At 38.9% G+C, this 19,070-nt stretch carries 19 protein-coding genes; 12 read left to right on the top strand and 7 right to left on the bottom strand.

The window, feature by feature from the left end; all coding sequences use genetic code 11:
- Positions 1–66: 66 nt before the first annotated feature.
- Positions 67–327: a SemiSWEET family transporter gene (locus tag F9B76_RS06510; protein ID WP_159991380.1), complete on the top strand. Its 261-nt coding sequence runs from the start codon at positions 67–69 to the stop codon at positions 325–327.
- 151 nt (positions 328–478) lie between these two features.
- On the opposite strand, the gene F9B76_RS06505 is transcribed toward F9B76_RS06510, so the two are convergent.
- From F9B76_RS06505 to aceK, 6 genes are all read right to left on the bottom strand, one after another.
- Positions 479–1,084: an MlaC/ttg2D family ABC transporter substrate-binding protein gene (locus F9B76_RS06505; RefSeq protein ID WP_159991379.1), complete on the bottom strand. Its 606-nt coding sequence runs from the start codon at positions 1,082–1,084 to the stop codon at positions 479–481.
- A 129-nt stretch (positions 1,085–1,213) separates the two neighbouring features.
- Positions 1,214–2,101: an MlaA family lipoprotein gene (locus F9B76_RS06500; RefSeq protein ID WP_159991378.1), complete on the bottom strand. Its 888-nt coding sequence runs from the start codon at positions 2,099–2,101 to the stop codon at positions 1,214–1,216.
- Between the two features lie 58 nt (positions 2,102–2,159).
- Positions 2,160–2,645 (bottom strand): outer membrane lipid asymmetry maintenance protein MlaD, encoded by a 486-nt coding sequence (gene mlaD, locus F9B76_RS06495; RefSeq protein ID WP_159991377.1) that lies wholly within the window; start codon positions 2,643–2,645, stop codon positions 2,160–2,162.
- A 20-nt stretch (positions 2,646–2,665) separates the two neighbouring features.
- Positions 2,666–3,439 (bottom strand): lipid asymmetry maintenance ABC transporter permease subunit MlaE, encoded by a 774-nt coding sequence (gene mlaE / locus F9B76_RS06490; RefSeq protein ID WP_159991376.1) that lies wholly within the window; start codon positions 3,437–3,439, stop codon positions 2,666–2,668.
- Entirely contained in the window at positions 3,436–4,263 is an 828-nt protein-coding gene (locus F9B76_RS06485; protein WP_159991375.1) for an ABC transporter ATP-binding protein, read from the bottom strand. Before F9B76_RS06485 ends, mlaE begins: the two co-directional genes overlap by 4 nt.
- Before the next feature lie 103 nt (positions 4,264–4,366).
- Complete coding sequence (aceK, locus tag F9B76_RS06480) at positions 4,367–6,133, bottom strand: bifunctional isocitrate dehydrogenase kinase/phosphatase (RefSeq protein ID WP_159991374.1); 1,767 nt, start codon at positions 6,131–6,133, stop codon at positions 4,367–4,369.
- Positions 6,134–6,542: 409 nt separating this feature from the next.
- Here aceK and F9B76_RS06475 point away from each other — a divergent pair, with 409 nt between their 5' ends.
- The 3 genes from F9B76_RS06475 (at position 6,543) to F9B76_RS06465 (ending at position 11,866) form a co-directional block, all read left to right on the top strand.
- The gene (locus tag F9B76_RS06475) at positions 6,543–8,138 is read left to right on the top strand and encodes an isocitrate lyase (RefSeq protein ID WP_159991373.1); all 1,596 of its coding nucleotides are present in this window, start codon (positions 6,543–6,545) and stop codon (positions 8,136–8,138) included.
- A 144-nt stretch (positions 8,139–8,282) separates the two neighbouring features.
- Positions 8,283–10,463 (top strand): malate synthase G, encoded by a 2,181-nt coding sequence (locus F9B76_RS06470; protein ID WP_159991372.1) that lies wholly within the window; start codon positions 8,283–8,285, stop codon positions 10,461–10,463.
- Between the two features lie 170 nt (positions 10,464–10,633).
- The gene (locus F9B76_RS06465; protein WP_159991371.1) at positions 10,634–11,866 is read left to right on the top strand and encodes an aromatic amino acid transporter; all 1,233 of its coding nucleotides are present in this window, start codon (positions 10,634–10,636) and stop codon (positions 11,864–11,866) included.
- 238 nt (positions 11,867–12,104) lie between these two features.
- On the opposite strand, the gene F9B76_RS06460 is transcribed toward F9B76_RS06465, so the two are convergent.
- Entirely contained in the window at positions 12,105–12,431 is a 327-nt protein-coding gene (locus F9B76_RS06460; protein WP_159991370.1) for a YnfA family protein, read from the bottom strand.
- A gap of 213 nt (positions 12,432–12,644) precedes the next feature.
- On the opposite strand from F9B76_RS06460, the gene F9B76_RS06455 reads away from it, so the two are divergent.
- Genes F9B76_RS06455 through hisH form a run of 8 tightly spaced genes read left to right on the top strand, consistent with a single transcriptional unit; the run spans position 12,645 to position 18,949 of the window.
- Entirely contained in the window at positions 12,645–13,430 is a 786-nt protein-coding gene (locus F9B76_RS06455) for an ABC transporter ATP-binding protein (RefSeq protein ID WP_159991369.1), read from the top strand.
- Entirely contained in the window at positions 13,423–14,217 is a 795-nt protein-coding gene (locus F9B76_RS06450) for an ABC transporter permease (protein WP_159992139.1), read from the top strand. Before F9B76_RS06455 ends, F9B76_RS06450 begins: the two co-directional genes overlap by 8 nt.
- A gap of 3 nt (positions 14,218–14,220) precedes the next feature.
- On the top strand, positions 14,221–14,463 hold the full coding sequence (locus F9B76_RS06445) for a BolA family protein (protein WP_159991368.1): 243 nt from the start codon (positions 14,221–14,223) through the stop codon (positions 14,461–14,463).
- Positions 14,456–15,712, top strand: coding sequence for a UDP-N-acetylglucosamine 1-carboxyvinyltransferase (gene murA, locus F9B76_RS06440; RefSeq protein WP_159991367.1), 1,257 nt, complete (start codon positions 14,456–14,458; stop codon positions 15,710–15,712). The genes F9B76_RS06445 and murA overlap by 8 nt, the downstream gene beginning before the upstream one ends.
- A 10-nt stretch (positions 15,713–15,722) precedes the next feature.
- Positions 15,723–16,400 carry an ATP phosphoribosyltransferase gene (hisG, locus tag F9B76_RS06435; RefSeq protein ID WP_159991366.1) on the top strand — a complete coding sequence of 226 codons (678 nt, stop codon included), beginning with the start codon at positions 15,723–15,725 and terminating at the stop codon, positions 16,398–16,400.
- Entirely contained in the window at positions 16,397–17,707 is a 1,311-nt protein-coding gene (hisD, locus tag F9B76_RS06430; RefSeq protein ID WP_159991365.1) for a histidinol dehydrogenase, read from the top strand. Before hisG ends, hisD begins: the two co-directional genes overlap by 4 nt.
- 1 nt (position 17,708) lies before the next feature.
- Entirely contained in the window at positions 17,709–18,296 is a 588-nt protein-coding gene (gene hisB, locus F9B76_RS06425; RefSeq protein ID WP_159991364.1) for an imidazoleglycerol-phosphate dehydratase HisB, read from the top strand.
- Positions 18,296–18,949: an imidazole glycerol phosphate synthase subunit HisH gene (hisH, locus tag F9B76_RS06420; protein WP_159991363.1), complete on the top strand. Its 654-nt coding sequence runs from the start codon at positions 18,296–18,298 to the stop codon at positions 18,947–18,949. The genes hisB and hisH overlap by 1 nt, the downstream gene beginning before the upstream one ends.
- Positions 18,950–19,070 lie beyond the last annotated feature (121 nt).

Genomic DNA, 19,070 nt, shown 5'->3' with positions numbered 1-19,070 from the left:
ATATACCAGTTATTTGATTGAGTACAGAGTGTAGCGTGTTTTTTATGCGTGATATAGAGGAATATAATGACAAATCAACGTTTTATCACTATTTTGGGCTATGTAGCTACTTTTACGGCTATTTGTATGTATGTTTCCTATTTGCAACAAATTGATTTAAACCTATCGGGACAAAAGGGTGGCCCTTTACAACCTTTGGCAACAACGATTAATTGTACACTATGGGTTATTTATGGTCTATTTAAGGAAAAGCGTGATTGGCCTATTGCGATAGCAAACTTTCCGGGCGTTATACTGGGCGCAATTACGTTTATAACAGCACTATAGGAGGAAGAGAATTTTCTCTGTTTTGCCTAATAGCATGCTTTCGATTGAGCTGAAAGGTATATGTTAAGGGTAAATAAAAGCCCCCATTATTGCAACATAAAATGGGGGCTTTATTATTTATTATCTAGCTTATGCCAATCAAATTTATGATTTATTTTTGTAAACTCTTAATTAAACCATCAATACCGCCTTTATTAATTTCGGCAGAGAATTGGTTTTTGTAATTTTGGATCATCCAGATATTTTCAACATTAAAATCGTACACTTTCCAACTATTGCCTGATTTTTCTAAGCGATAATTGACGGCAACCGGGCCATTGGGGCCACTGATATGTGAATACACGACAACATCATTTGCATTGGCATCACCACGGAAGGGGAGAAGCGTGATTTTAGTGCTATCCGTAACATTTTTGAATGCACCACTATAGGTACGGATTAATGTATTTTTAAACGCACTCACTAATTGTCGTTTTTGTTCGGCAGTTGCTTGACGCCAAGGCGCGCCAGTTGCTAAACGAGTGGTTTTTTCAAGATTAGCACTAGGCAATAAATATTGATCAACAATTTTGTTAATAGCGGCAATATCACCATTACGGGCAGCATTACTCTTTCTAACAGCATCAAGGGTGTTATTAGCAATTTGCTCAACAAATTGGTTAGGGTCTTGAGCAGCCTGTACAGAAAGCATTAAGCCTAAACCGAGTGTGCTAGCAAGTAGTGTTTTTGTTGTTGTGTGTAAAATCGAACGACTCATATTAATATTCCTTAAAAAATAATAGGTGTTTTGAGGATACTACTCAATTATTGGCATACTATAAAGGATTTATGGTTCAAAAACGATAAATCCTTTTGATTTAAGGTTACAGCGTATTACGTCCTACACCTATTCACCTGGGTCTTCATACTCTGGTGTCGCAATCTGGTCGAAAGAACGGAATTTTTCTAGGCGTTTCTCGCGGAGCTTTTTACGATATTCCGTACGGCGTTCTTGCCCATAGATGACATTACCACTTTCGGTAGTATCTATGGCTAGGTGAGCGGTTGGAGGAGTGCCGTCTGTAATCTCATCCGCAAATTTTGAGCGGAGTAAGGCTTGACGATTTTGTTTATACGCATCACGAACAAAGGAATACTTATCTAAGGCAATATCAGTTGCAATATCATCTGCATCTAATAGGCTTGCTCGTTTATTGACGACTTCTAAACCAATGATTGAATTACGAACAGGAACATTCTCAATAGAAGAAGGAGATAGGTATAGATTATAAATACCAATTCCATCACCTGCTAAACCAGCCGTATCACGAATAGAGCTTGCACCGAGCACAGGTAGAACAACATAAGCACCATCACCAAAACCCCAAACCCCTAAAGTAGTACCAAAGTCATTAGGGATTTTTTTGGCACCGTTGGCTGTGGCAACATCAAAACATCCGCCAACACCAACCGTGGTGTTCATTAATACGCGTCCTAAGGTATTAACAAAGTCTAAGCCTCGTCCCTGTAAAAGACTATTAATCCCAGACCAAACATCACCAAGATTACCAAAGATATTATTAACGCACGTACGTACAGGGTTGGGGACAACAGCGGTATAACCTTTAGCAATTGGGCGAAGTACGGCTTTATCAATTTTTTCATTGATATTAAACATGGTGCGGTTATAGCTTTCTAAAGGATCATCAGGGCTAGGGTTCTCAACTGTAGCACAAGCGCCTAAGAGTAGGGTACTTCCTAGGACAGCCATTCTGGAATATTTTTTGTATGACATAAAAATCCTTTTGGGTAATAACTATTGTTCTATAAGGGCAAATGATACCTAAAGTGGTTTATTGTACCGTTGATTCGGTTGCAGTGCCTTGTTTTTCGGCGGTAGAGAATAAGAATTTGCTAATTAAATCTTCCAATACAACAGCACTTTGTGTATAGAGAATCTCGCTACCATTTTTAAGATTCTCTTCTTCAGCACCAGCAGAAAGTCCAATATATTGTTCACCAATTAATCCTGCTGTTAGGATAGAGGCTGATGAGTCGCTAGGAAATTGGTATTTTTCATCCATATTAATGGTGACAATTGCTCTGAATTCTTGATTATCAAAGCTGATACTGCCAACACGTCCGACAACAACGCCATTAGACTTAACGGGTGCGCGGATTTTGAGAGAACCTACATTATCAAATTTAGCCTTTACTTGATAGGTAGGGTCAAAAGAAAAGGTACTTAAATTACCTGCTTTAAGGGCAAGAAAGAGGACGGCTAAGAAACCTAAAAGTACAAATAAACCTACAAGGAAATCGGTTTTTTTATATTGCATATCTATTACCTAATAAAGAATTAAAACATGATAGCGGTCATCATAAAATCGAGACCAAGTATAAATAATGAGGCTCTGACGACTGTACGTGTTGTTGCTCTAGAAACACCTTCGGGTGTAGGGGTACAATACCAACCTTCATAGAGTGCAACCAACATAACAGCAACACCAAAAACAGCACTTTTGATCACACCGTTTAAAACGTCTTGGAATATATCAACACCCGCTTGCATCTGTGACCAAAATGCCCCTGTATCTACGTCAATTAAGACAACACCGACAAACCATCCTCCCAGAATACCGACAGCAGAGAAAATGGCAGCCAATATAGGCATGGCAATAATACCACCCCAAAAACGAGGTACAAGAATTCGCCGTAAGGGATTAATCCCCATCACATCCATAGCAGAAATTTGCTCCCCTGATTTCATAAGACCAATTTCTGCTGTAATAGAAGTTCCTGCTCGACCAGCAAAGAGTAGTGCGGTTACGACAGGCCCTAATTCTCGTACAAGACTAAGTGCGACTAATAAGCCTAGCGCTTCTTCTGAACCGTACATAGCAAGGGTATTATAGCCTTGTAAGCCAAGTACAAATCCTACAAATAAACCAGAAACAGCGATAATAGATAAAGAATAATTACCAATAAAATGTACTTGATCTGAGACTAGGCGAGGTCGTTGGCAAATAATCCAAGACTGCTTGAGTAATTGTAGAAAAAGTTTAAAAAACACACCAATACTCGCAATAGCATCAATAACGTAGCGACCGAGTGCGGCAATACGGTTAATCATTTGAGATGCTCCTTCCGATGTTGATACCATTGTTGAAAATGGGGTGTATCAGGGTATTCAAAGACGACAGGGCCTTGAGGACTTCCATGTAAGAATTGTTGTACATAGGGATTGTCGGAAGCCCTTAATTCATCAGGTGTTCCTGCCATTAAGAGTTTACCTTGCCCTACCATATAGACATAATCAACAATATTGAAAGACTCTTCAATATCATGTGTAATTAAGACGGATCCGCAGTGTAGGCGATCGGCAGTTTCTCGAATTAATTGGGCGGTCATTCCCAATGAAATAGGATCTAATCCAGCAAAAGGCTCATCATATAAAATAAGTTCAGGCTCTAAAACAATCGCCCTTGCTAATGCAACACGGCGAGCCATACCACCTGAAATTTCAGAAAGTTTAAGGTGGGCGGCTGAACGTAAGCCTACAGCATCTAATTTGCTGAGCACTTTGTCAAAAATAACGGATTCACTGTCATGGGTAAGTTCTCGTAAAGGGAAAGCCACATTATCAAAAACGCCTAAATCCGTAAAGAGCGCGCCTTGTTGAAAAAGAACGCCCATCCGTTGACGTAAGTCGCGTAATGTATTTTCATTGACGGTTGCCATGTCCTGACCATAGAGAGTAATTTTGCCTCTCATGGGGGGGATTTGTCCTGTAGCAGCACGAAGTAAGGTGGTTTTACCTGATCCTGAGCCACCAATGAGTGCAACAACTTCGCCCTTACGAACACGGATATTCAAATCAGATAGAATAACGCGATCACCATAGCCAAGAGAAACATCCTCCAGCTGCAAAATAGTGTCAGATGATATTGTATTCATTGTCTATTTTTAGAAAAGATAATAGCGTATTCTACCATAGAGAAAGGTATTTGCTTGTTACCGTTTTTCGCTGTTCATTACGTTAGTTGTTGGGTCTGATTTTTTAGACATCCGTATAATCAGCAAGTCCTTTAGCAAGTTTTTTAGGATTAAAGCGTAAAGATTGAGGATAGGGGAAGAAATCTTCTATTTCTCCTCTTAGGATTTTATCCTTACATGTTTGCCAAAATTCAGGTGTAAACAGCTCATGATGGTGTTGCATTAAGGTATTTTTAATCGTGCTATCCCCAAGTAAATAATAAGCAAATTCTTCTGGGAAAACATCACCTTTATGAACGGGATACCATACCTCATCTGACATTTCTGCTTCAAAGCTGGGGGCAGGTGGAATATGGCGAAACTGACAATCGGTCATATATTCAATTTCATCATAATCATAAAAGATAACCCGTCCAAATCGCGTCATACCAAAGTTCTTATACAGCATATCTCCCGGGAAAATATTAGCGGATGCTAGCTCTTTAATAGCATAACCATAATCAATAATAGCGGCGATTTTCTCTTCTGTACTAGCAGTACGTAAAAAGAGATTAAGCGGTTGAAGACGGTGTTCAATATAGACGTGCTTGATGATAATAACATCTTCTTTTTCTTCTATTTGGCTAGGTGCGAATGTTCGCATTTCCTCTAAAAACTCGGGGTGGCATCGATGTTTAGGTAAGGGAACGCCTGAATACTCAAGAGTATCTGCCATACGACCCACTCTATCATGTTTTTTAACAAGTAGATAACGACTGATAACGTGCTGACGATCGCAGCTTTTAGTTTGTTCAAAACGATCTTTGATGACCTTAAAAACATAAGGGAAAGAGGGGAGTGTAAAAACGCTCATGACTTGCCCTTTTGTGCCGGGTGCCAGTATAAATTGATCTTGTGAATGTTCTAAATGTCGTACAAATTCACGCCAAAAAATATTTTTTCCTTGTTTATGTAAACCTAATAGCGTATAAAAATCACCGTTCCCCCTCATGGGTAGCATTTCGCGTAAAAAGCGGACATAAGCACTGGGGACATCCATATCCACTAGGAAATAGGCACGGGCAAATGAGAAGAGTACAGAGATTTGTTGGGCATCAAATAAGGCAGCATCAACAACTAATTGACTTTGTTTGTTAAAGACGATTGGTAGCGCAAAAGGATAGCGATGATTGCCATGGATAATTTGTCCAAAAATATAACTTGATTTATTGCGATAAAAGGGCGAGTTTAGCACCTGTAAATGTAGATTTAAATCAGAGAGAGGCCATTCGCCTTGCTGTTGTAAAAACTGACGTGCTGCTCGTAGGATATGGCTAACATCTTGATTAAGGTGAGCAAAGGGTTTCGTCCATTTAAAGTGGAGTAATACCGCTTTAATACAGTCTCTTAGGCTTTGATGGGTAGGGTAAAAAGATATAAAGCTAGGGGTATCACTATCAATATATTCTGTGCTGGTAGCAGGTTTTAGGAAAATATATTGATTATGGTAATAGGCTTTATCCAATAGTTTGGTCGTAACCGAGTTAAAAAAGGTCTCTGCCAATTCTGGTTGTAAGTGATTAACGAGTAAGGCAATATATTCGCGCTTGGTTTGTGTCCATGTTTCATCACTAATCAGATTGACATCTTGTTGTCGAATAAATGCCACCGCTTCTTGTACTCTTTGATCGTACATATGGATGCGCTCTGCACTAATACGTTGAATACCTTCCCAGTTTTCTTGCTCAAATAATGTTTTGGCTTCAGCGGATTTTTGTTTAAATAAGCGGTAATGCTTATTGAATCCTGCTAATATGGCTTCTGCCATGGTTCTTGCGTTAAATGCTGTCATTTGACCTCCTCATCTGTTCCCTTAAACTGTATAAGAGATAAAGCAAGAAGGCTATTCGTATAAATCCTATGTTTTATTAAAAACTAAGATAAAAAAGGGATTAGCTTGTTTGGTAGATGAATAAAAAATAACTCCCCCTAATAAAAAAGTGTGGCTTATTAGTATAAATACTAGGTTTTGATTGAAACCCTTGTCAATACTTGTTTTCCAAAGGATTAATATCAAAAATAGGGAAAACCCTTGTCTTGTTATCCCTGTTGAACTGTGATAGATTGAAGTCTTATATAAGAGTTGTTTTATTTTAACTGTTTTTACATAATGCTTTTATGAGCATAACAGGAAAAATAATAATGATAACAATAGGTTATATCAACAGATTTTTTATTTTTTATCTTTTAGGAGACCGATAATGGCTAACTATCAAGAAACTGTACAGCAATCACGTACGACAACTGAACAACATAGCACTTGGCATGCTATTAATCCAGAGTATGTCGCGAGAATGCGTTTACAAAACCGTTTTAAAACTGGTCTTGATATTGCTCGTTATAATGCTGCAATTATGCGCAGAGATATGGCTGAATATGATAAAGATCCAGCCAATTACACGCAATCTTTGGGGTGCTGGCATGGATTTGTGGCACAACAAAAAATGATTGCCATTAAAAAGCACCATAAAACAACTGATAAACGCTATATCTATCTTTCTGGCTGGATGGTGGCAGCATTACGCTCAGAGTTTGGTCCTTTACCTGATCAATCTATGCATGAGAAAACAGCCGTATCTGACTTGATTGAAGAAATTTATACCTTCTTAAAACAAGCCGATGCACGAGAATTAGATTTATTATTCACTGAATTAGATAAAGCACGTGCGGCAGGTGATAAGGCTAAGGAACAGGATATTCTTCAACAAATTGATAATTTCCAAACACACGTTGTGCCTATTATTGCGGATATTGATGCAGGGTTTGGTAATGCAGAGGCGACTTATCTACTTGCTAAGAAAATGATCGAAGCAGGTGCTTGCTGCATTCAAATTGAGAACCAAGTATCCGATGAAAAACAATGTGGACACCAAGATGGTAAAGTAACCGTTCCTCATGTGGACTTCTTAGCGAAGATTAATGCAGTACGGTATGCCTTTATGGATTTAGGTGTTGATGATGGTGTAATTGTGGCGCGTACGGACTCTTTAGGAGCAGGACTGACAAAACAAATTGCGTATTCAGTGACACCGGGTGATTTGGGTGATCAATATAACAGCTTCTTAGAGGGTGAAGAAATTACAGATTTAAGCCAAATTCAATCGGGTGATGTGATTGTGAATACCAATGGGAAAACCATTAAGCCAACTCGCTTACCGAGTAATTTATTCCAGTTCCGTAAAGGGACAGGATTTGATCGTGCAGTACTCGATTGTGTAACTTCCCTAAAAAATGGGGCGGATTTGATCTGGATTGAAACAGAGAAACCGCATATTGGTCAAATTAAAGAAATTGTGGATAAAATCCGTGAGCAAGTGCCAAATGCTAAATTAGTCTATAACAATAGCCCGTCCTTTAACTGGACACTTAACTTTAGACAACAAGTGTTTGATGCATGGCAAGCCGCTGGTAAAGATGTATCTGCCTATGATCGCACTAAACTAATGAGTGCTGAATACGATGAGTCTGATTTAGCAAAAGAAGCAGATGATCGTATCCGTACCTTCCAAAAAGATGCGGCAGCACAAGCGGGTATTTTCCATCACCTTATTACCTTACCAACCTACCATACCGAAGCGCTTTCAATAGATACCTTAGCAAAAGGTTACTTTGCTGAAAGCGGTATGTTAGCCTATGTGAAAAATGTTCAACGTCAGGAAATCCGTAATGGTATTGCTTGCGTGAAACACCAAAATATGGCAGGTTCTGATATTGGTGATAATCATAAAGAATACTTTGCTGGCGAAGCTGCGCTAAAAGCAAGTGGTAAAGATAATACGATGAATCAATTCGCTTAATAGATAGTATTTAAGCAATGATGAATGTATAGATAATAGCGATAGGTGAAGTGTAATAAAGCACTTCACCCCTTTCATCTATGAGATGAATGATAAGGGCTATTACCTAAGTAATACCATATAGGATTCAAGTAGGAGAGCTTTATGTCTTATCAATATACAGAGGTATCTACCCTAAAGGTAGATAACCATCTTTACCAGTTTATTCAAGAAGAAATTTTACCCAAACACCCTACTGTAAAAGCAGATACTTTTTGGCAAGGGTTAAGTCATTTATTGGCGACATTTACCCCACGAAATAAAGCCTTATTGGCAAAACGTGATCATCTTCAAGCACAGCTTGACCAATTTTATCGTGAGCATCCCAATGCGGATAAAGAAGCGTATCACACCTTTTTAAAACAGATTGGCTATCTATTACCACCCGTTAATTCGTTTAAGATTGAAACGAGTAATGTTGATGTAGAGCTATCTGATCAGGCAGGGCCTCAATTGGTTGTCCCTATCAATAATGCACGTTATGCTTTAAATGCGGCTAATGCACGTTGGGGAAGTTTATACGATGCCTTATATGGAACAGATGTTATTGCTCAAGAAGGTGAGCTTGCTCCTGGGAAAACTTATAATGCACAAAGGGGTAATGCGGTCATTGCCTTTGCACGTACATTCTTAGATCAATCTATCCCTTTAGTGACAGGTAGTCATCAAGATGCGGTGCAATATACGATTATTGATGGACAGCTTAGTATCCGCTTACAAGATGGTACAGAGACACACTTAAAAGAACCGTCATTATTCATTGGGTTTAATGGTACAGCTAAAGAGCCGAGTGCTTTATTATTCCTACATAATGGCTTACATATTGATATCTTGATTGATAAGACCAGCACAATTGGTGCTCAGGATAAAGCAGGGATTAAAGATATTATCCTAGAAGCTGCCTTATCAACGATTATGGATTGTGAGGATTCTGTTGCAGCAGTTGATGGTGAGGATAAAACATTAGTTTACCGTAATTGGTATGGATTAATGACAGGAACATTACAAGAAGAAGTTGAGAAAAATGGTACTCGCTTTATCCGTACCTTAAATAAAGACCGTCATTATCAAAAAGCAGATGGTTCAGGGGAGCTTGTTTTACCCGGTTGCTCTTTACTCTTTATCCGTAATGTAGGGCATTTGATGACCACTCCTGCGATACTCAATGCACAAGGTGAAGAAATCCCAGAAGGTATTTTAGATGGAGTGATGACGGCATTGATAGCGGCTTTTGATTTTCAACGGACTGAGAATAAAAATAGTCGTGCTAATTCAGTGTATATTGTAAAACCTAAGATGCATGGCCCTGAAGAGGTTCGATTTGCGAATGAATTATTTGCTGCGATTGAGCAATTAACAAAATTACCTCACAATACCCTCAAAATGGGGATTATGGATGAAGAACGCCGAATGTCTATTAATCTAGCGGCGAGTATCTATGAGGCAAAAGAGCGTGTTGTCTTTATTAATACAGGCTTTTTGGATCGTACGGGTGATGAAATCCATACCTCTATGTATGCAGGTGTGATGATACGCAAAACGGATATGAAAACCAGTAAGTGGATCAATGCTTATGAAAATAATAATGTACAAGTAGGGGTTAAAGCAGGACTACCTCATAAAGCCCAGATTGGTAAAGGTATGTGGGCAATGCCAGATTTAATGGCAGAAATGCTTAAACAAAAAATTGCCCATCCTTTATCGGGAGCAACAACAGCGTGGGTTCCCTCACCAACAGCGGCAACCCTACATGCTTTACATTATCATAAGGTCAATGTTTTCCAAGTACAACAAAACTTAACCCACTATGATGAAGTCCAGTTATTAGATGACTTATTAACCGTGCCATTGGCAACACCTCCCGCATGGTCTGAGGCAGAAAAGCAGCAAGAGCTAGAAAATAATTGTCAAGGTATTTTAGGCTATGTGGTGCGTTGGGTAGAACAAGGAGTGGGTTGCTCTAAAGTACCCGATATTCATCATGTCGGTTTAATGGAAGACCGTGCAACCTTACGTATCTCTAGCCAGCATATTGCCAATTGGTTATTACAAGGTGTTGTGACAGAAGACCAAGTGCGAGCCACTTTAGAAAAAATGGCTGCGGTGGTGGATCAACAGAATGCAGGTGATAAAGCGTATGTTCCTATGGTTGGGCGATTTGATACCTCACCTGCTTTCTTGGCAGCGAGTGATTTAATTTTTAAAGGGAAAGAACAGCCTAACGGTTATACCGAGCCTTTATTACATCATTGGCGACAAGTGGCTAAAAAAGGGGGCTTTAAGTAAATATAGCCGATAGAGTAAAACATATTAACATTACTATTTTGTATCCCCTATCTTTATTACCCAATAAAGATAGGGGTTCTGTCTAAGGCTTACCTATAACTATCGTTATCATGATAGACTATATGACAAATCTTATATAACCCTTAATGAATGGGAGAGGATTATTTATTATGCATAAGAAACCTTCGGTCTTTGGTGGTGCGTGTATCATTGCCAGTGTTTGTGTTGGTGCAGGAATGTTGGGGTTACCCGCATCAGGAGCAGGGGCTTGGACTATTTGGTCAAGTCTTGCCATGATATTAACAATGGTTGTGATGACCTTTTCAGGGTGGTTATTACTCGAGGCTTATCAAGATTTTGATCCTAGAGTTTCTTTTAGTACCGTAACAAAAAATGTACTTGGGCAAGAGATTAATTGGATTAATAATATGGCAGTCTATTTTGTCGGTAGTATTTTGCTCTATGCTTATACAACCTCTTCGGGCAGTATTTTAAATGATTTAATGAGTCCAATCGTATCACTTGGGGAGTATGGTAGCCGTATTTGGTCGGCTATTTTTGTATTGGTATTTTCTTTCTTTGTTTGGCATTCTACACGTTTAGTTGACCGTATTTCGGTGGTATTGATTTTCTTAATGCTAGCGACTTTTTTTATGAGTAGTTATGGCTTAGTCGGTAATATTGATGTAACAACTTTATTTGATATTCATGCAAAAAATAGTCAATATGCTCCTTATGCTATTGCGATGCTTCCTGTCGCATTAACTTCTTTTGGTTATCATCATTCTGTTGCTTCTATGCGTGCCTATTATCAAGAAGAAAATAAAGCAAAATATGCGATTTTAGGTGGTACTTTTATTGCCTTGGTTTTTTACCTTATTTGGATTATCGGTATCTTTGGTAGCTTACCTCGAGAGCAGTTTCCTGCCATTATTGCGAAAGGTGGTGAAGTAGGTGATTTATTGAATGCGCTCAGTGGTATTATTGAATCAGAATCCATAAAAAAAACAATTAATCTCTTTGCTACTTTCGCGATTTTATCGTCCTTTATTGGTGTTAGTTTAGGGGTGTTTGATTTTTTAGCTGATTTTTTCCATATTGATAATTCCCGTGTGGGTCGAACAAAATCATGGGCGATTACTTTTTTACCACCATTAATTTTATCAATTTGCTATCCCTTAGGCTTCTTAAAAGCCATTGGTTATGCAGGGGCGATTGCAACGATTTGGACGTGTATTATTCCTGCTATGTTGGTGTATAAAATGCGTCAAACACAGGGAAAACGTGCCTTTAGAGTATGGGGAGGAACGCCTTTACTCTATATCGTGTTGATATTTGGTGTGTTGGTCTTTATTTTCCACTTTATGGCAATGTTTAATTATTTACCAGTATTTAAAGAGTAAATTAAAGCATAGTTTTTCTTGTGATAAACCCATCACTTTTTAGAAAGGATGGGTTTATTGTTTGATGATAAAGTGAGTTTTCTGTCGTAAAGTGAGGCACTCAACTTAACACTATTTGTAGTACTTTAATCAATACCATTTAATATCTAAAAACTTAACACCTAAACTTATTTTTATAAAAGTATTAAATTACGCTTTTAAAGCTATAGAAAAAAAGTGGATAACGACTATGTACTCATTAACTCTGAGAACTTCCCATTATAATGACACTAGCACCACTTAGGCATATCAATGCTCCTAGCCAATCACTTGTTTGTAGGGGAATACTATCAACATACCGTAACCACAGTAAAGAAATTGCGATATAAATACCGCCATAGCTAGCATAGATACGCCCACTTGCTTGAGGGTGTAAGGTGAGTAAATAAGCAAATAAAACTAAACTAAATAGAGAAGGAATTAAAAGCCATATACTTTTTTCTAGCCTTAGCCACGCATAGAATAGCCAACAACCTAAAATTTCTGCTAAAGCAGTAATAATGAATAAGAGTGCTGTTTTTAACATTGATAATAATATATTTTTTAAAAATGATTACTTTAAAATAGTGTATTTTATATACTTAATCCACCATGTATTTTAACAAAACCTTACGATACCCTTTTTAAAAAAGGCTATAATAATTTGCTTGTCTTTTAAGTATTTAATAAATGTTATTTAAATAATTGACTGAAATTATTCTATACACTATTGCCCTCCATAAAGAGGGTATCTTTTATTATGTCAGCAGTTACAATTGAACATCTTAGCAAGATATATCCCACTAGCAATTCCTTACTAAAGTATCTCTTAGGTAAAACAGATAATACAGGCTTTCAAGCCTTAACAGATATTAGTTTTTCTGTTAAAGAAGGAGAATTTTTTGGTTTATTAGGCCCTAATGGGGCAGGTAAATCAACACTTATTTCTATTTTGGCAGGATTGTCTCGACCAACGACAGGAACAGCAAGTATTTTGGGGTTTGATGTACAAAAAGACTATAAACAGGCGCGCCGTTCACTGGGTGTTGTTCCTCAAGAAATTGTTTATGATCCTTTTTTTACGGTACGAGAAACATTAAGAAATCAATCGGGTTATTTTGGATTAAGACATAATGATGATTGGATTGATGAAATTCTGAGTCATCTAGGCTTAACCGAAAAAGCCGATGTGAATATGCGAGAGTTATCGGGGGGTATGAAAAGGCGTGTATTGGTAGCACAGGCATTAGTTCATCGTCCCCCAGTGATTATTCTGGATGAACCTACTGCTGGTGTTGATGTAGATTTACGCCGTAATTTATGGGATTTTATTTCACACTTAAATCAAAAAGGGCATACCATTATTTTAACAACGCACTATTTGGAAGAAGCACAGGATTTATGTGAACGTCTTGCTTTTATTAAAAAGGGTCAGTTAATGGAAATAGATGGTACGGAAAATATTCTCAAAAAATACCAGACTGATACGATAGAAGATGTTTTTGTTCGTATTATGCAAGAGGAGAAGACACATGAATATGCCTAAAACCCACCCCCTACAAATGAACCTTAGATTCGGATCAGGGTTCTTGACGCTATTACGCAAAGAATTTATGCGTTTTTATAAAGTATCTTTGCAAACAATAGGCGCACCTGTGCTAACTTCGGTTATGTATTTAGTCGTGTTTGCGCAAGTATTAGAAGGGCGAATGCAAGTTTATGGGCAATTATCCTATTTAAGTTTTCTGATTCCTGGGCTGATTATGATGAGTATGATGCAGAATGCTTTTGCCAATGCTTCTTCATCACTTATTCAGAGTCGCTTAACGGGTAATTTAGTATTCATTCTCTTACCGCCTTTAACACCCAAAGAAATCTTTGCTGCCTTTGTAACAGCCTGTTTAATAAGAGGATTAGTGGTCGGTGTGGTATTGTGGCTAGTAAGTTTACTTTTTGTTGTCGTGATTCCAACACATTTTATATGGATGCTCGTGTTTGCCTTGTTGTCCTGTGCTATTATGGGAACACTAGGATTAATGGCGGGGCTTCTATCTGAAAAGTACGATCAGTTAGTCGCATTTCAGAGTTTTTTAATTATACCGATGACATTCTTGTCTGGGGTTTTTTATTCTATTCACAGTTTACCGTCTTTATGGCAAAAACTTTCCTATTTCAATCCTGTATTCTATATGATTGATGGGTTTCGTTATGGTTTCTTCGGTATTTCCGATGTTTCACCATGGCAAAGTTTTTTTGTGGTATTTTTAACTTTTATAATAGTTTCTGCTCTTGTACTTCGTATTCTTGAGAGTGGTTATAAATTACGGAACTAAACTATGTTACCTACACCTGAACAAATTAAAGAATATATTGAAACGAACCTTCCCTGTGAATATTGTGATGTACGCGGTGATGGGGCACATTTTCAAGCCGTTATTGTGAGTGAGGCTTTTGCAGGTAAACGCCCTATTGCTCGTCATCAATTAGTCTATGAGGCATTGGGTGATCGTATGCGAGAAGAAATCCATGCTTTGTCTATGACAACTTTAACACCAGAAGAATATCGAAAAAATGGATAAATTAAAGATTATTGGAGGTAATCCCTTACAGGGGGAAATTGCGGTATCTGGTGCTAAAAATGCAGCCTTACCGATTTTATGTGCGGTTATTTTGACAGATGAACCTGTTATTCTAAGAAATGTTCCTGATTTAAATGATGTTCGTACAACCATTAAAGTCTTAGAACAGCTAGGGGTAAGTGTAGAATGGTTAGCACCAGAGGTCGTCAAGCTACAAGCAAATCATATTACCTCTTATGAAGCACCGTATGAGTTGGTCAAAACCATGCGAGCATCTATTCTTGTGTTAGGGCCTTTATTAGCACGATTTGGTTCAGCTAAAGTGAGCCTCCCCGGTGGTTGTGCGATTGGGCAAAGACCTGTGGATCAACATATTAAAGGCTTAGAAACTTTATCTGCCGATATTCGTGTTGAGCATGGATTTGTTGTTGCCAAAGCAGAACGGCTTAAAGGTGCTTCTATCCGTACAGATATGGTTACTGTTGGTGGGACAGAGCAATTTTTAATGTCAGCGGCATTGGCAGAAGGAACAACTATTCTTGAAAATGCTGCCAGAGAACCAGAAGTTGTTGATTTAGCCGAATTATTAATTGCCATGGGTGCCAAAATTTCAGGGCATGGTACAGACAGAATCGTGATTGAAGGTGTTGATCGCTTACATGGGGCGGACTATACCGTTGTGGCTGATCGTATTGAAGCAGGTACTTTTTTATGTGCAGTCGGTGCAACGGGTGGTGATATTACCTTGCGTCATGTCGCCCCTCATACGATGGGTGCAACGTTAGATAAATTAACTGAAGCAGGTTTGGATATTGAAATTGGTGAAGATTGGATTCGTGCCAAAATGGCTAAACGTCCTAAAGCCGTTAGTATCAAAACACATGAGCACCCCGGTTTTCCAACGGATATGCAAGCACAAATGATGGCATTAAGCACACTAGCCGAAGGGACATCGCTTATCGTTGAGAATATTTTTGAAAATCGGTATATGCACGTCCCTGAACTGATTCGTTTAGGTGCTGATATTACATTAGATGGGCATACAGCTGTTGTAAATGGGGTGGCTCAATTACAAGGTGCTAAGGTGATGGCAACCGATTTACGAGCATCAGCGAGTTTGGTGATTGCGGCATTGGCTGCTCAGGGAGAAACGATTATTGATCGTATTTATCATTTAGACCGAGGCTATGCTAATATCGAAGAAAAGCTCAAGGCGGTAGGTGCTAATATAGAACGTATCAAATCCTAATGGATATATCATGAATAAGATAACAGAACCGGTGATTACATTAGCCTTATCGAAGGGGCGAATTTTTGATGATACTGTTCCTTTGCTTGCAGAGGTGGGTATTCAAGTAACAGAAAGTCCTGATACATCTCGAAAACTGATTTTGCCTACCAGTGATCCCCACCTACGTTTATTGGTGGTTCGTGCTTCTGATGTGCCGACCTATGTGCAGTATGGGGCAGCTGATATTGGTATTGCAGGTAAAGATGTTCTTTATGAGCATGTGAAAGAGCATCCGGGAGGGCTTTATCAACCAATCGATTTAGATATTGCTAAGTGTCATTTAGCGGTTGCTGTTCGTAAGGGCTTTGATTATGAGGCAGCTGTTAAGCAAGGCGCTCGTTTACGTGTAGCGACTAAGTATGTCAATGTGGCACGAGAGCATTTTGCCAATAAAGGGGTTTATGTGGATATTATTAAACTCTATGGTTCTATGGAACTTGCCCCTTTAGTTGGTTTAGCGGATGCGATTTTAGATGTGGTTTCTACAGGTAGTACATTACGCGCGAATGATTTGGTTGAAGTGGAGTATGTAAAGGCCGTTTCTTCTCGTCTTATAGTCAATCAGGCCTCACTAAAGACGCGTACTCAATATTTACAACCCTTTATTGATGCTTTTGCCAAAGCAAGTCAAGGAAATAAAGCATGACACTTATTCATCGTTTAAGCACAGCAGATAGTGATTTCCAAGCAAGATTAAATACTTTATTGGCTTTTGAGTCTAGCCAAGATAAGGCAATCGAAGAAGCAGTTACAGATATTTTACAAGCGGTAAAAACAAAAGGTGATCAGGCGGTATTATCGTATTCTCAACAATTTGACCATGTTACGGCACAATCTATGGCGGAATTAGAGATTCCCTTATCCGATTGCCAGAAAGCATTAGATAATTTACCCGTAACACAACGACAAGCGTTAGAGAAAGCGGCTGAACGTGTACGCCTTTATCATGAACATCAAAAGACACCTTCCTGGCATTATACAGAAGAAGATGGTACGGTGTTAGGTCAAAAAATTACACCAATGGATCGAGTAGGATTATATGTACCAGGTGGAAAAGCAGCATACCCTTCTTCTGTGTTAATGAATGCGATTCCTGCAAAAGTAGCTGGTGTTTCAGAGGTGGTTATGGTAACACCTACCCCTAATGGGCAGCGCAACCCTTTAGTGTTGGCGGCAGCCGCTGTCGCTGGTGTCGATAGGGTAATGGCTATTGGTGGTGCGCAGGCAGTAGCAGCTTTAGCTTATGGAACAGAGACAATTGCACAAGTTGATAAGATTGTTGGGCCAGGCAATGCCTTTGTTGCTGCTGCTAAGCGCCGAGTTTTTGGGCTTGTCGGTATTGATATGATTGCTGGTCCTAGTGAAATTCTTATTATTGCCGATGGACATACACCAGCAGATTGGATAGCAATGGATTTATTCTCTCAAGCAGAGCATGATGAATTGGCACAGGCGATTTTACTTTGCCCTGACTTAGCTTATTTAGATGCGGTGGAAGCCTCTATTGCTCGACAATTATCAGCTATGCCTCGTCATGAGATTATTGCGACAAGTCTTAAAAATAGAGGAGCGCTTATCCATGTGCGTGATTTGGAGCAAGCGTGTGAAATAGCCAATTTTATCGCACCAGAGCATTTAGAGATTTCAACACAAAATGCTGTAGAGCTATCTGAAAAAATCCGTCATGCGGGAGCTATCTTTATGGGAGCATATAGTTCAGAGGCGTTAGGTGATTATTGTGCTGGCCCTAATCATGTTTTACCAACGTCCAGAACGGCTAGATTCTCATCACCATTAGGGGTGTATGATTTCCAGAAACGTTCAAGTCTCATTCAAGTCTCTCATCAAGGGGCGCAAACATTAGGAAAAATAGCCAGTGAACTTGCGTATGGGGAAGGGCTTCAAGCACATGCCCGTAGTGCAGAATATCGTTTAGATTCAATGGAAAAATAATATGCGTACAGCTGAAATTATTCGTCATACCAATGAAACCAAAATTAAAGTTACCATTAACTTAGATGGAACAGGGCAGCAGTCTATCCATACGGGTGTGCCTTTTTTAGATCATATGCTAGATCAAATCGCTCGTCATGGCATGATTGATATGCAGATTGAATGCGATGGGGATACACATATTGATGATCACCATTCGGTAGAGGATATTGGTATTAGTCTTGGTATGGCAGTAGCCAAAGCAGTTGGGGATAAAAAGGGAATGAATCGTTATGGTCATGCTTATGTTCCCCTTGATGAAGCATTGTCTCGTGTGGTGATGGATTTTTCGGGTCGTCCCGGTTTAGAGTTTCATGTCCCTTTTACAAGAGCTTTAATCGGACGTTTTGATGTAGATTTAGTGCGAGAGTTTTTTCAAGGGTTTGTGAACCATGCTCTGATTACCCTACATATTGATAATCTTCGAGGAATAAATGCACATCATCAGGCAGAAACTGTTTTTAAAGCATTTGGGCGTGCCTTGCGTATGGCAACTACCTTAGATCCTCGCAGTGCAGGTATTATTCCCTCTACAAAAGGTGTATTGTAATGGCAAAGAAATCAATTGCTATTGTTGATTATGGTATGGGGAATATCCATTCGGTAGAAAGAGCTTTGCGTTATGCGGCTCCTGAGGCGAATGTCTATTTAGCGAATACTGTTGCTTTACTTGACAAGGCAGATCGTGTTGTTCTCCCCGGTCAGGGGGCGATGCGTGATTGTATGCAGAACCTAGAAAAGTCAGGATTAAAAGATGCCTTACTAAAAGCCGCACAGACAAAGCCTTTACTGGGTGTATGTGTGGGTGAGCAGATGTTATTTGAGCAAAGCCAAGAGGGTGATGCACAATGTCTGGGATTGTTTAAGGGACAAGTAAAGCGTTTTGAGGGGGCGTTATTTTCTACTACCCCAGATAGTGAAAAAATCCCTCTTAAAGTACCGCATATGGGTTGGAGCCAAGTTAAGCAAGAAAAAACACATCCTATCTGGGAGGGTATTCCAGATAATAGTTATTTTTACTTTGTCCATAGTTATTATGTAGTACCAAGTGAGACAGATTTAACTGTTGGTAGCACCTTATATGGGAATCGTTTTACTTGTGCTGTTGCCAAGGATAATATATTTGCTGCACAATTTCACCCTGAAAAGAGTGCTGAACAGGGGTTACGTTTATACCGTAATTTTGTTGAGTGGCGCATTTAGTCAATAATAATATTTCTATCAAGTGATGGATGTCATTAAGAGAACGGTATCGAAAAATCTTAATTAAGTTTTTAAGGTTTTATGCTATTTTGCCTAAAAATAAGGTATAAATACAAATTAC

Source organism: Pelistega ratti (genome assembly GCF_009833965.1).
In the GTDB taxonomy this organism is placed as follows: domain Bacteria; phylum Pseudomonadota; class Gammaproteobacteria; order Burkholderiales; family Burkholderiaceae_B; genus Taylorella; species Taylorella ratti.
This window is presented reverse-complemented; position numbering and strand designations above follow the sequence as displayed.

Bases quoted from the DNA above. Each gene is read 5' to 3' on its own strand.
- F9B76_RS06510 (WP_159991380.1), top strand. From the start codon at position 67: ATGACAAATCAACGTTTTATCACTATTTTGGGCTATGTAGCTACTTTT.
- F9B76_RS06505 (WP_159991379.1), bottom strand. From the start codon at position 1,084: ATGAGTCGTTCGATTTTACACACAACAACAAAAACACTACTTGCTAGC.
- F9B76_RS06500 (WP_159991378.1), bottom strand. From the start codon at position 2,101: ATGTCATACAAAAAATATTCCAGAATGGCTGTCCTAGGAAGTACCCTA.
- mlaD (WP_159991377.1), bottom strand. From the start codon at position 2,645: ATGCAATATAAAAAAACCGATTTCCTTGTAGGTTTATTTGTACTTTTA.
- mlaE (WP_159991376.1), bottom strand. From the start codon at position 3,439: ATGATTAACCGTATTGCCGCACTCGGTCGCTACGTTATTGATGCTATT.
- F9B76_RS06485 (WP_159991375.1), bottom strand. From the start codon at position 4,263: ATGAATACAATATCATCTGACACTATTTTGCAGCTGGAGGATGTTTCT.
- aceK (WP_159991374.1), bottom strand. From the start codon at position 6,133: ATGACAGCATTTAACGCAAGAACCATGGCAGAAGCCATATTAGCAGGA.
- F9B76_RS06475 (WP_159991373.1), top strand. From the start codon at position 6,543: ATGGCTAACTATCAAGAAACTGTACAGCAATCACGTACGACAACTGAA.
- F9B76_RS06470 (WP_159991372.1), top strand. From the start codon at position 8,283: ATGTCTTATCAATATACAGAGGTATCTACCCTAAAGGTAGATAACCAT.
- F9B76_RS06465 (WP_159991371.1), top strand. From the start codon at position 10,634: ATGCATAAGAAACCTTCGGTCTTTGGTGGTGCGTGTATCATTGCCAGT.
- F9B76_RS06460 (WP_159991370.1), bottom strand. From the start codon at position 12,431: ATGTTAAAAACAGCACTCTTATTCATTATTACTGCTTTAGCAGAAATT.
- F9B76_RS06455 (WP_159991369.1), top strand. From the start codon at position 12,645: ATGTCAGCAGTTACAATTGAACATCTTAGCAAGATATATCCCACTAGC.
- F9B76_RS06450 (WP_159992139.1), top strand. From the start codon at position 13,423: ATGCCTAAAACCCACCCCCTACAAATGAACCTTAGATTCGGATCAGGG.
- F9B76_RS06445 (WP_159991368.1), top strand. From the start codon at position 14,221: ATGTTACCTACACCTGAACAAATTAAAGAATATATTGAAACGAACCTT.
- murA (WP_159991367.1), top strand. From the start codon at position 14,456: ATGGATAAATTAAAGATTATTGGAGGTAATCCCTTACAGGGGGAAATT.
- hisG (WP_159991366.1), top strand. From the start codon at position 15,723: ATGAATAAGATAACAGAACCGGTGATTACATTAGCCTTATCGAAGGGG.
- hisD (WP_159991365.1), top strand. From the start codon at position 16,397: ATGACACTTATTCATCGTTTAAGCACAGCAGATAGTGATTTCCAAGCA.
- hisB (WP_159991364.1), top strand. From the start codon at position 17,709: ATGCGTACAGCTGAAATTATTCGTCATACCAATGAAACCAAAATTAAA.
- hisH (WP_159991363.1), top strand. From the start codon at position 18,296: ATGGCAAAGAAATCAATTGCTATTGTTGATTATGGTATGGGGAATATC.